The 12,469-nt window shown below is 32.5% G+C and carries 11 protein-coding genes; 2 read left to right on the top strand and 9 right to left on the bottom strand.

From position 1 onward, the window contains the following. Positions 1-10: 10 nt before the first annotated feature. Genes wecB (F933_RS09325) through wecB (F933_RS09285) form a run of 9 tightly spaced genes read right to left on the bottom strand, consistent with a single transcriptional unit; the run spans position 11 to position 10,392 of the window. Positions 11-1,141 (bottom strand): non-hydrolyzing UDP-N-acetylglucosamine 2-epimerase, encoded by a 1,131-nt coding sequence (wecB, locus tag F933_RS09325; protein WP_005060612.1) that lies wholly within the window; start codon positions 1,139-1,141, stop codon positions 11-13. A 12-nt stretch (positions 1,142-1,153) separates the two neighbouring features. Continuing rightward, positions 1,154-2,266: a UDP-2-acetamido-2,6-beta-L-arabino-hexul-4-ose reductase gene (wbjC, locus tag F933_RS09320; protein WP_005060610.1), complete on the bottom strand. Its 1,113-nt coding sequence runs from the start codon at positions 2,264-2,266 to the stop codon at positions 1,154-1,156. 2 nt (positions 2,267-2,268) lie between these two features. Beyond that, entirely contained in the window at positions 2,269-3,306 is a 1,038-nt protein-coding gene (locus F933_RS09315; RefSeq protein WP_005060608.1) for a polysaccharide biosynthesis protein, read from the bottom strand. A 19-nt stretch (positions 3,307-3,325) separates the two neighbouring features. After that, positions 3,326-4,633, bottom strand: a complete 1,308-nt coding sequence (locus tag F933_RS09310) for an O-antigen polymerase (RefSeq protein WP_005060607.1) — start codon at positions 4,631-4,633, stop codon at positions 3,326-3,328. 1 nt (position 4,634) lies between these two features. Further along, positions 4,635-5,750, bottom strand: coding sequence for a glycosyltransferase (locus F933_RS09305; protein WP_005060604.1), 1,116 nt, complete (start codon positions 5,748-5,750; stop codon positions 4,635-4,637). Beyond that, positions 5,747-6,784 (bottom strand): glycosyltransferase, encoded by a 1,038-nt coding sequence (locus F933_RS16870; RefSeq protein WP_005060602.1) that lies wholly within the window; start codon positions 6,782-6,784, stop codon positions 5,747-5,749. The genes F933_RS09305 and F933_RS16870 overlap by 4 nt, the downstream gene beginning before the upstream one ends. Positions 6,785-6,796: 12 nt before the next feature. Beyond that, positions 6,797-7,960 (bottom strand): lipopolysaccharide biosynthesis protein, encoded by a 1,164-nt coding sequence (locus F933_RS09295; RefSeq protein WP_005060600.1) that lies wholly within the window; start codon positions 7,958-7,960, stop codon positions 6,797-6,799. Between the two features lie 8 nt (positions 7,961-7,968). After that, entirely contained in the window at positions 7,969-9,228 is a 1,260-nt protein-coding gene (gene wecC / locus F933_RS09290; RefSeq protein WP_005060598.1) for a UDP-N-acetyl-D-mannosamine dehydrogenase, read from the bottom strand. 39 nt (positions 9,229-9,267) lie between these two features. Further along, positions 9,268-10,392, bottom strand: coding sequence for a non-hydrolyzing UDP-N-acetylglucosamine 2-epimerase (gene wecB / locus F933_RS09285; protein WP_005060596.1), 1,125 nt, complete (start codon positions 10,390-10,392; stop codon positions 9,268-9,270). Positions 10,393-10,925: 533 nt separating this feature from the next. Here wecB (F933_RS09285) and F933_RS09280 point away from each other — a divergent pair. Together F933_RS09280 and F933_RS09275 are read left to right on the top strand one after the other, a co-directional pair. Then, positions 10,926-12,026: a polysaccharide biosynthesis/export family protein gene (locus tag F933_RS09280; protein ID WP_005060594.1), complete on the top strand. Its 1,101-nt coding sequence runs from the start codon at positions 10,926-10,928 to the stop codon at positions 12,024-12,026. Positions 12,027-12,031: 5 nt separating this feature from the next. Beyond that, positions 12,032-12,460, top strand: a complete 429-nt coding sequence (locus tag F933_RS09275; RefSeq protein WP_005060592.1) for a low molecular weight protein-tyrosine-phosphatase — start codon at positions 12,032-12,034, stop codon at positions 12,458-12,460. The last annotated feature ends 9 nt before the right edge of the window (positions 12,461-12,469 follow it).

Genomic DNA, 12,469 nt, shown 5'->3' with positions numbered 1-12,469 from the left:
GTTTATGACCTTAAAATTGTTTCCAGATTACTCGATTTACATAATCTGTGTAGCTCATAATAATACGAACCACTTTTTCACTTACGTTCGGCATACTGTAGTCTTCGACTAGACGTAAAAGGCGTTGCTCACCTCTAGATTGTCCTTCTAAAATTGCCAAACCTTGTAAAATACGTTGCGCTTTTAGACCTACCATCATAACCGCAGCTTCTTCCATTCCTTCTGGACGTTCATGTGCTTGACGTAAATTCAGTGCAGGGAAGTTTAAGATTGATGATTCTTCATTAATTGTCCCACTATCAGACAATGCAGCTTTTGCAGAAAGCTGCAACTTATTGTAGTCACTAAAGCCTAGTGGCTTTAATAATTGAATTAAAGGATGAAACTCAACCTTTAACTCTTCAATACGTTTACGCGTACGAGGATGCGTAGATACAATTACAGGATACTTATACTTCTCTGCAACTGCATTTAACATCTCTACCAAATCTAAGAAGTTCTGATCTGAGTTAATATTCTCTTCACGGTGAGCACTAACAATAAAATATTCATGCTCTTTTAAATTTAAGCGTTCAAGTACATCAGAAGCTTCAATTTTTGCTTTGTAATGATGAAGTACCTCAAACATTGGACTACCCGATTTGATTACTAAATCAGCTGGCAAGCCTTCCGCTAATAAATAATCGCGAGCAATCGTACTGTAAGTTAAATTAATATCAGCAGTATGATCAACAATTCGGCGGTTAATTTCTTCAGGAACTCGCATATCAAAACAACGGTTTCCAGCTTCCATGTGGAAAGTTGGAATCTTGCGACGTTTTGCAGGTAATACAGCCATACAACTGTTAGTATCACCTAAAACAAGTAAAGCTTCAGGCTTTACCTCATCTAAAATTTTATCAACTGCAATAATGACATTACCAATCGTTTCTGCACCAGTAGCGCCAGCTGCATTTAAGAAATGGTCAGGTTTACGGATACCCAAATCGGTAAAGAAAATTTCATTTAACTCATAGTCATAGTTTTGACCAGTATGAACAATAATATGGTCAAAATATTCATCACACGCAGCCATTACGCGAGACAAACGGATAATTTCTGGACGTGTGCCCACCACTGTCATTAATTTTAACTTTTTCACAAATCTATACTCTTAATTTGTTATTGGCATCGCATAAGTATCGGGTTTATTACGATCAAAAATTTCATTTGCCCATAGCATCACTATCATCTCATCATTACCGATGTTAGTAATATCATGTGTCCAACCAGGAACTGTTTCTACAATTCTTGGTTCATCACCTTGCGTTTCAAGCTCATAAAATTCACCTGTCACGACATGCTTAAACTTAAATACTGCCTTACCCTTAATAACAAGAAACTTTTCAGTCTTGGTATGGTGATAATGACCACCGCGAGTAATCCCTGGATGAGCAGTAAAATATGAAAACTGACCAGCATCAGGTGTCTTTAACATTTCCACAAAAACACCACGAGCATCGCCATATTTAGGCACGCTATAATCAAACTGATCAGGTTTAAGAAAACTTAAGTATGTTGAATAAAGTGCACGAGTAAGACCTGTTCCGACCTGATCAGTAATAAGTGTATCTCTTGATGCTTTAAAACCATTTAAGGTCTTAGCTAAATCACCAACAGTAATTTGATACTCTGGCTGGATTTGGAAGGTTTGATCAACGCTCACTGACCCATTGATCATATTCCAAAAAGTCTCAACAACATCATCAATATAAACCAATCGAATAATCGCATTTGCATCATTGATTTGAAGTGGCAAATCATTTGCAACATTATGACAAAAGGTTGCAACAGCAGAATTATAGTTTGGACGAGACCACTTACCAAAAACATTGGCTAAACGACAAATGTGAACTGGATTTCCTTGCTCCTCATGCAACTGCTCAAGCGCTTGCTCACCACCAAGCTTACTTTTTCCATAAGCATTATCACGATCAGCTTGAATAGATGACGATAAGATAATCGGTGTTAACTTGTGCTCTTCTCTGAGTGTTTGAGTAATTTTCTCTGTGAGCGTAACGTTACCCTCAATGAATTCACTTTCATTTAATGGGCGATTGATACCCGCTAAATGAACAATCCAATCCGCAGATAAAATAGATTCTTTTAATTCCTGCTCAGATGACTCCCGATGAACTTTTAAAATTTCGACTTCGGTTTTTTCAGATAAAAACTGAATCAAATTTTTAGCGATAAAACCATTTGAACCTGTAACTAGAATTTTCATATTTAAGCCTCAGGATCTACATATTGCCCTTTAGTTAAAGCTCTCACAAACTCTAACTTAAGTAATAGTTTTTTCATTCCTTCAACATCTAATCGCTCAGTATTATGAGAGTTATAATCTTCAAACTCCGTGATTTTTAGGTCACCATTTTCCACATACTTTTCATAATTTAGATCACGCTGATCCGCAGGTACACGGAAATAATCACCTTGATCAATAGCAACAGCCATTTCTTCACGGCTTAATAAAGCTTCATAAGCCTTTTCACCATGTCGGGTACCCATAATTTGAATAGGGTAATCGTTCTGATTAAGCAGTTCTTTTAATGCTTGAGCTAAAACTTGAATTGTTGCAGCTGGTGCTTTTTGTACAAAAATATCTCCGTTTTCACCATGTTCAAAAGCGTATAGAACTAGATCTACCGCGTCCTCAAGCGTCATCATGAAACGAGTCATATTAGGATCAGTAATGGTTAGAGGTTTTTCTTGTCGCATTTGATCAACAAATAATGGTATCACCGATCCTCTTGATGCCATAACATTCCCATATCGCGTACAACTAATAACGATATCTAAATTTTCTAAATTTCTTGATTTGGCAACAATAACTTTTTCCATCATTGCCTTAGAAATACCCATCGCATTGATCGGATAAACCGCTTTATCGGTACTCAGACAAACAATACGCTTTACACGATTCTGAATAGCGGCTTCAAGTACATTTTCAGTACCAATTACATTTGTTTTTACTGCTTCCATAGGATGGAATTCACAAGAAGGTACTTGTTTTAACGCAGCAGCATGATAAATATAGTCCACACCACGGGTCGCATTTAAGATACTGTTGTAATCTCGTACATCACCAATATAAAATTTCAACTTAGATGATTGAAACTTTTTACGCATATCATCTTGCTTTTTTTCATCACGACTAAAAATACGGATTTCTTTGATATCAGTTTCTAAAAAGCGTTTTAGAACAGCATTCCCAAAAGATCCAGTACCACCTGTAATCAGTAAAGTTTTGTTCGAAAAATTCATTAATCACCTACTCAATAAACTATTTTTGGATTTGGATCTTTAGGAAAATACACATTAAATATGAGTATAAGCAACCTAAGGCTATGTAAAGTATAAAAAGATCAAAACCACTACCACGCATAAACATCAAAAACAAACCACAAATAAAGATACAGACAATAAAAGAAAAAACACTTTTAAAAAAGAAAATCTTACGATAAATTGAATTCAAAAAATACATGATCAATAAAAAAGCTATAACACCAAACATGTAAAAATTAATAAAAAGTTCAGCTGGGAGTAAAACCGGTAGTGACCCGCCATTTTGATAAAAATTATAATCATATGCTTTAGTAAAAGTAAAAATAATACTCTCAGGTTTCACATCGAAGATTTCACGAGGAATTATTAGAAATAAAGGTTTTATCAAACTAAGTCCATACTGAAAATCAATTTTTCCGTTTAAAACATAATCCATAGCTAAAACAGGTAAAGAATATGAATAGTTTAATTCAAAATTCTCAACTAGATTATCTAAAAAATTTTCAGAAGAAATATAGGTTGGAATGTATTGTAATGCTGATAAGAATGATCGATTGTCTAAATCACCATAACCCCTAAGAATCGAAGACAACAAAATGGTTAAAGAAAATGCAATAAAAGCCAATGGAGCTAATAATATAGTTTTAAAATTTAAATGATATTTTTTATACATCAATGTAATCAAAAGAAAAACAACAAGCACCATAATGATTTCTCTTTTGCTATCATAGCTGGTTGTTATCATCACAAAGAAAAACAATAAAATAGACATTACTTTTACTAAATAACTTTTATTCAAAGAAATTAAATACAAGATAATGAATGAGGCTAGTTGAACAGGGAAGGTCCAAACACCTCTAAAAAAACTAACAGAAATAAAAATTAAAATTATCAAACAAACTGAAAAAAAATAACTTCTGGATTTTAAATAATATAGCGTATAATTTGTTTTAGTCAAAAAAACATTTGTTAGAAAAAATAAAATATAATTAATAATAAGGTTATAAAAAACGATGATATTCATATTATCTACAGTATTTAATGCCTTATCAAACTCACCATACCAACCATATCCTAGAGGGGACAGATATCCGCCTACAACTTGACCTAAAAACAAATAAATCAAAAAAATAAAACTAGGCATGAATAAATCAGCCAAGTTATGAACTCTTGTTAATAAAAATAAAAAGTTAAAAAAGAATTGGAAGAAATAAACAATCCAACCATTATAAATTAAAAAATCATTACTAAGTAAAAAAGAAAGAAATATCAAGGAAATATTAAAAAAAAATAAAATAAATTTCATTTCAAAATTCCTCGGAAACTTGATGCATTATATCTAAATACATTTTTGTTCTATCCATACTAGAACCAAATTTTAATACTTGAGAAAGACCCTTTTTTTCAAAATCATGTCTTAATTTAGCATTTCCAAGCAGTGTAAAGATAGCATTCGCATATTCATCAATGTTAATTGGCTCACAATACAAAGCAGCATCACCACAAATATCTCGACTAAATCCCATATCTGAAGCGACAATTGCTTTAGACATATACATTGCTTCTAAATATGTAGCTGAAAAAATTTCGAGTAAAGTAGGTATAAAAACTATCATTGATTGTTTATATAAAGATGGTAATTTCTCCAGAGACACTTTACCTATACATTGAATATAGTCATTATAACAATCAGGAAAGCTCAGCTCTTCTGGTTCAACAGTTATTACAAATTCAAAATCATGTATTTTCTTTTGCGTTATTAAATTATCAATAATAAAAGGAATAATTTTTAGATTTTTATGTGGATAATTTGCAGCTACGACTAAAATCTTTTTCTTATTTTCATTTCTTAGAAAAACTGATTCCCATTTCGAACTTTCAAGAAATATTTCATTAATTGTGTTGCCCACAACGTAATTTTCTTTAAATTTAGATATATTCTCAAATCTAGACATCGCATCATTTGTTTCAAATATCAGAGCATCAGAATTTTTTTTAAAAAATATTTTTTTTATTTCACATGTTAAAAAATTCTTAAACTTTTCTCTAATATTTAAAGTTTTAAAATAAGGAGAGTCTCTATAAATTATATGACCTATAGCAAAACCAACAACTTTAGGAAATTTGCTTTTATGATAAGATGGGCCAAATACTGTAAAAATGCAATCTGGCGCTATTATATTTTCTAATCTCCTCATTGTTAAAGAACGAAATCGTATTGATTTCTGACTCTTTTCATCAAGATTATAAAATTTAAAGTTATCAGGAAAGCCAACATTAACAAAACTTTTAGACATATTAAATGACTGTATAATATGATACTCATTAGGCAAGTTTAATTTATTAAGGTCATTAATAAATGAAGTACCTACCTGTATACCACCGCCTGCGTACAGATTTGAATTATCAATTATATACTTCATCTAATACCTCTCAAAAAACCATCATGCCAAACATTTAAATTTCGAAAGTTATTATAAAATAAATAGGAGTTTTTTGATATTTTTTTACAATAATTAGAATCTGAATACATTGATAGTTTATCAACGAGATCAGAAATACTTCCATCATAAAAATTACCAGTAATACCATCTTGAATTGAAAATATTTCCCCCCCTGTAATTGCATTTTGTGTCGTTATAAAACCTGTACCATAAGAAAAACATTTTTGGACCGACAAACCGGCTTGACCAGGAGATACACATACAGCAGCTCGCTGCATTATAGGTAGAAGCTTATCGTCTTCAGTAACATTCCCATGCAATGTAATACAATTAGTTAAATTATTATCATCTATGTATTTTCTTAAATTATCAAACTCCTCTCCATCTCCAATAATTTCTAGATTTAAAGCTATAGATTTGTTATTGATCAAAATCCGATAAGCTTCAATTAAATCAAAAATTTTTTTTTGTTTATACAGTGAGCCTATAAAAATTATAGATTCATAAGTTTTTTTATTAATATTAAAATTTTCATTTGGTGCGACTGTATTATATGCGACAGACATTTTTGTTGGTGATACACCATAAGAAATATATTTTAATAAAGGATATCTCTCATAAAAAATTGAGTAATCATATTTATATACAAATAGAACTCTGAGCAGTGACATTAAATTTTTTGAATCGTATTTTTTGCCATAAGAAGCGTTAACCCCTATACCAAATAAAATTTTCTTATATATAGATTTTTTAAAAAACTCAAAATATAAATTTAAATTTCTTAAATTAAAAGGAAAAACCACAAAATCATATTGATCAAAATCTGTTATGGAATAATAATTAAATGGTCCTATTTTTTTTTGATTGATTAAAATTTGATTAAAACCAACCCCATCTAAATATTCACCAGAGTGCGCAACATATAAATCAACATCATCCAACAACTTCTCAAACAATGGAATTCTATAATGCTGCACAAGCCCTTCATTAATTAGCAAAACTTTTTTCTTCATAAGATCCTACCATCATTTGTTTAAACTTAAATATCTAGAGTTAAAAAAAGCCATTACCAACCAAAAAACAGTATAACAAAAAATTAATGTTAATATAGAACCCAGCACTCCTATGAATTTTATTAAAAAATAATTTAAGATTATACTAAAAAACAAAACAAAAAAACTACAATAAAAAATAATTTTATTTTTCTTTAGATAAGTTAATACATACGTCTCTTTAATTGAAATAAAATATATAAGTTGAGCAATAAAAACCATAATAAACCAATAAGGCTTATAATCTAAAGATGTAAAACTCACATAAAAGTAATAAAATAAGAAAATAAAAGGAAAGATTAATATACTATAAAGTATTGTTTTTTTTGCAAACTCACTAGCTCTTAATCTTGCCACATTATAATTTGGACTATTATAAATATCTCGTTCATATTTAATAGAAAAATAAGCTGAAATAAAAGTAAAGCTCATTGATAAAGAAAATAGAAAATAGTAACTCGCCAACACTTCTTTTGAAAACAAATGCTCAATATAAAACTTATCTACATTTGTAATAAGATACATTGATATCGCATACATTACTAATATTAAACCATCTTTCAATGAGGCAATAACATCAAAGTCATTTTTTATAAATTTAAATTTTGAGAAGGCTAAAAAATAAATAACCAAAATAAGCAACTCGAAAAACAAATACCACTCTATACTTCTAATAAAATAAACAACCAAAAATATTGTAATTATTCTAACTACATAATACGTCTTCAGTAAAGCAAAGTCATTTATTCTATTTTGAGCCCTAAAAGTCAAAGAAATGTTATTTTGAATTGCAAAAAAACAGCCACATAAAATAGCAAAAAATAGCTTTAATTCCAAGTACCCAAGAAAATAAACTAAAGCCTCAACAACAATAACCAAAAAGAATGAAATCAATATAGATATATTTTTCTTTATCTCTACTTCATTATCTTGGCTAGATAATATTACCCTATTTTGTCCAAATGCAAAAAATGTACCTGTTAGCACGATAATTAAATAATAATATGCAACTTCTCCATAAAAGACAGCTGTGGTCACCAAGGCTAATAATGGTAGAGTAATCCAATTAATGCCTTTTGAAACCACTTCAATCAAGCCATAATTCATTACTTTATTATAAAGCGCCTTAGTAACCATATTAAATATCAACAACTACTATCAATGACATTAACTATATACTTTTCATTACTAAAATCTATCTCATTAAATTTGGTGTGTTTTACTAATATTAACTTAATATCAGCACTCATTGATTCTTCTATCGATACTAAATTAAAATTTTCTTTTTCAAGGTTTTTGAGTGAATCAATATTAGGCTCAATAGCCAAGACATTTAAACCTTGTCTTACCAAGTTTTTAGTAATTTCTAATGCTGGACTCTCGCGCAAATCATCAATATCAGGTTTAAAGGCTAAACCATAGCAAGCGATCGTTATATCTTGTATCGTCTTATTTGGATTCGCTTGTAAGAAATCCGCAATTTTAATTTTAACCTGATCAATAACCCATTGAGGCTTAGCATCATTCACCTGACGTGCAGTGCGAATCAAACGTGCTTGTTCTGGTGTCTTTGCTACAATAAACCATGGATCGACAGCAATACAGTGACCGCCCACTCCAGGTCCTGGCTGTAAAATATTGACGCGTGGGTGACGATTTGCGAGTGAAATCAACTCCCATACATTGATATCTAACTTGTCACAAATAACTGAAAGCTCATTTGCAAATGCAATATTGACGTCACGGAACGAGTTCTCTGTCAATTTACACATTTCTGCGGTACGAGCATTGGTTTCAATACATGCACCTTTTACAAAGATTTTATATAAATCACATGCCGCTTTTGAACAACGTGGTGTCATTCCACCAATAATACGGTCATTACTAATCAATTCTTGTAAAACTTTACCTGGCAACACACGTTCTGGGCAGTGCGCAACTAGAATATCAGCCTCCTCACCCTTTTGTTGCGGGAAGCTTAAGTCTGGACGCGCCTCACTTAACCAAGCTGACATTTGTTCAGTCGCTTCAACTGGTGATGTCGACTCTAAAATAACTAGATTACCTGACTTTAAAAATGGTGCTAAAGCTTTAGCAGCGGCTTCAATATATTTGAGATCTGGCTGATAATCATCTTTAAAAGGTGTTGGTACTGCAACAATATAAGCATCGGCTTCAGTCGGTGCTAATTGAGCAGACAATTTATCCTGAGCAACTACATCACGAACCAAAGCATCTAAATCAGGTTCAACAATATGAACTTTACCTTGATTAATCATATCTACCGCATGTTGATTCACATCAACACCTGTTACTTTTACCCCATGCGCAGCAAATGTCGCAGCTGTTGGTAAACCAATATAACCTAACCCTATAACGCAGATATGCTTGAATGAATTGCTCATACTCTATACTTTTAAATCAAATTAAATGGAAATTTCGGCTTAGTTCACTTTAATAAAATCAATAATTTGCTGACATGAATCACCATCCCCGTAAGGATTATGGGCTTCAGCCATCTCAGCATAAATATTTGGATTTTCAAGTAACTCTATGACTGAACACTCAATGGTTTCTGTATCTGTGCCAACTAAACGTACCGTTCCCGCACGAACCGCTTCAGGTCTTTCAGTAGTATCTCTCATGACCAGAACTGGCTTACCCAATGATGGTGCTTCTTCTTGAATACCACCAGAATCGGTCAGAATTAGATAGCTTCGATTCATCAAATACACAAAAGGTAAATAATCTTGCGGGGCAATTAAGTGAATATTAGCGATACCCGCTAACAACTCGTTAACAGGTTGTTGTACATTCGGATTTAAATGCACAGGATAAACAATTTGAATATCAGAATATTTTTTAGCTAAATTTGCCAATGCTTTACAGATATTTAAAAAACCCTGACCAAAGTTCTCACGACGATGTCCTGTGACTAAGATGAGTTTTTTATTTTCATCAAGAAATGAAAATTCTTGATGGAATTGATTGACCAATGCTTGATCTTGTTCAACTTTTTGTTTGACTTGCAACAAAGCATCAATGACGGTGTTTCCTGTCACCACAATATTCACAGGATTTACATTTTCTTTAATTAAATTTTCATACGATGACTGCGTCGGTGCAAAATGATAATTTGCAAGCACCCCTGTTAGTTTCCGATTGGCCTCTTCTGGCCAAGGAGAATATAAATCTCCTGTGCGCAACCCAGCTTCAACATGGCCTACTTTTATTTTATGATAATAAGCTGCCAAAGATGCTGCGAAAGTCGTAGCAGTATCTCCATGCACCAAAACCACATCGGGTGTCCATGTTTCAAACACATGCTCCAAGCCTTTAAGCACCCTAGAGGTAACATCAGACAACGTTTGTCCTGGCTTCATTAAATTCAAATCAAAATCGGGCTTTAAATCAAATAAAGTCAGAACTTGATCTAACATTTGTCGATGTTGACCTGTCACACATACCTTTGTCTCAAAGTCTTTGTCATTTTCTTTTAATTTCAATACCAAAGGTGCCATTTTGATCGCTTCTGGACGCGTACCAAATACTAGCAATACTTTTTTCACCCAGTCCACCCTTCTTCTATGACTTTCTCAAGTATGTTCTAAATAATTTTAAACTATAAAGAACTTAATTTTATTTACTCAACTAAATAAATTGTAACGCTAATGAGCTATAGCAATGATAGAGCCACTAAAACTTACAACATTAAGAAACCTAAGAGACAAAATTTCTTTAGATTTTCTAACTTACAAATTAAAAAATTAACTTATATAAAACAGAATCTTGATCTTAACAAGAATAGCTATTACTCAATGATTAATGTCAAACGCGCGTACTATAACAGATTTTCAATTTCTCTAAAAATTGAATTGTATGATTGTGTGTAACAAACACTTAACTCAATTCGCTCAAAATATAATTTTCATTTAATTGCATTTTTCAGCAAATTGACCAGATAAACTAAACATACAAACCTAAAAGATTTATCCATGCTTTTTTGATATTTTTAAGCTAGAATTGGCGAAATTCTAAGTCTAAAGACATGTTGTTGTAAGACAGCTGATATTAATTAGATATAAATATTCAAGGGTCAAGTGTGAAGCATTATCAACTTTTTTCCATTCTTGCGATTAGTATTAGTGCTACAAGTTGTGCTGTTACTTCTGGCTTACAAACATACGACATTCCAAATGAAGGTGTGTATACAACTGATCTCGGATCAAATGTAAATGTTATAAAAATCACACAGGAAAGTTTACCTGCGTTTCAACCTGCTCAAATAAATTATCAAAATAACTATGTTTCTCTTTTTAAAAAACAGCAGCAATCGTATCGTCTAAGTGCTGGAGATGTATTGTCTATCCAATTATGGGCATATCCTGAAATTACTCCACCAGTCAACAACTTAACCAATGATCAATCTATACAAGCGAATGGATATCCAATTGATTATAATGGCTTTGTTCAGATTCCATTGGTAGGGCGCTACAAAGCTTCAGGGAAAACTTTAGCAGAACTAAATACAGATTTACGCAGACAGTTTTCGCAATACTTAAAAAACCCTGATGTTATTGTTCGAGTACTTTCTTATCAAGGGCAACGCTATTCTGTACAAGGCAGTGTTATTAAAGGGGGGCAGTTCTTTTTATCTGACCAGCCGATTAGTATTTACACTGCATTAGGTATGGCCGGCGGCGTAACAGAAAAGGGGGACAGTACTTACATTCAACTGATTCGGAACGGTATCACATACGACCTTAATACGATTGAACTTGAAAAAGCAGGTTATTCTTTGCACAAGCTCCTTGTACAACCGAATGATACGATTTACGTAAGTACCAAAGAAAATCAAAAAGTCTATATCATGGGCGAGTCAGGCAAAAACCAAGCCTTACCAATGCGTGATCAAGGGATGACATTGAGCGATGCTTTGGGAGAAAGCTTAGGTTTAAATCCTCTTTCTGCAAGTGCAAGTCGTATTTATGTGCTTCGAACTAATCCCAATGATCGTAGTACTGCACTTTATCATATGAATCTGATGAGCTTAGGTGATTTTGGTCTTGCCAATCAATTTAAACTCAGAAGCAATGACATTGTATATGTTGATGCAACTGGCCTAACCCGTTGGCAGCGTGTGATCAATCAGGTTATACCATTCTCAAGCGCGCTCTATAATTTTGATCGTTTAGGACAATAGTCTTAATGAATATACAAAATATCTTGGTTGTTTGCGTTGGTAATATATGCCGTAGCCCTATGGCTGAATATCTTTTAAAACAACAACATCCGCTTTTGCACATTGAATCTGCGGGTATCTCAGGTCTTACTGGACATACAGCGGACGCAAAAGCGCAATTATGTATGCAAAGACTATCTATAGATATGGTTGGACACATTGCAAAAAAACTGAATGCCGAACAGCTTAAAAAAGCTGACCTTGTGTTAGTGATGAGTAATAATCAACAAAAACATATTGAACAAACATGGCCTTTTGCTAAAGGGAAAATATTCCGTTTAGGGCATTGGCAAAGTAAAAACGTGCCAGATCCTTATCAACACGATCAAGCTTTTTTTGATGAAACTTGTCAGCTGATTCAACAGTGTGTTACTGACTGGAAAAAATATATTTAACTTTTTAGA

Origin of the sequence: Acinetobacter beijerinckii CIP 110307 (assembly GCF_000369005.1) — a bacterium.
Classification (GTDB): Bacteria; Pseudomonadota; Gammaproteobacteria; order Pseudomonadales; family Moraxellaceae; genus Acinetobacter; species Acinetobacter beijerinckii.
The sequence above is the reverse complement of the archived record's forward strand: the minus strand, read 5'-3'. Positions and strand labels throughout refer to the sequence as shown.

Bases quoted from the DNA above. Each gene is read 5' to 3' on its own strand.
- wbjC (WP_005060610.1), bottom strand. From the start codon at position 2,266: ATGAAAATTCTAGTTACAGGTTCAAATGGTTTTATCGCTAAAAATTTG.
- F933_RS09315 (WP_005060608.1), bottom strand. From the start codon at position 3,306: ATGAATTTTTCGAACAAAACTTTACTGATTACAGGTGGTACTGGATCT.
- F933_RS09310 (WP_005060607.1), bottom strand. From the start codon at position 4,633: ATGAAATTTATTTTATTTTTTTTTAATATTTCCTTGATATTTCTTTCT.
- F933_RS09305 (WP_005060604.1), bottom strand. From the start codon at position 5,750: ATGAAGTATATAATTGATAATTCAAATCTGTACGCAGGCGGTGGTATA.
- F933_RS16870 (WP_005060602.1), bottom strand. From the start codon at position 6,784: ATGAAGAAAAAAGTTTTGCTAATTAATGAAGGGCTTGTGCAGCATTAT.
- F933_RS09295 (WP_005060600.1), bottom strand. From the start codon at position 7,960: ATGGTTACTAAGGCGCTTTATAATAAAGTAATGAATTATGGCTTGATT.
- wecC (WP_005060598.1), bottom strand. From the start codon at position 9,228: ATGAGCAATTCATTCAAGCATATCTGCGTTATAGGGTTAGGTTATATT.
- F933_RS09275 (WP_005060592.1), top strand. From the start codon at position 12,032: ATGAATATACAAAATATCTTGGTTGTTTGCGTTGGTAATATATGCCGT.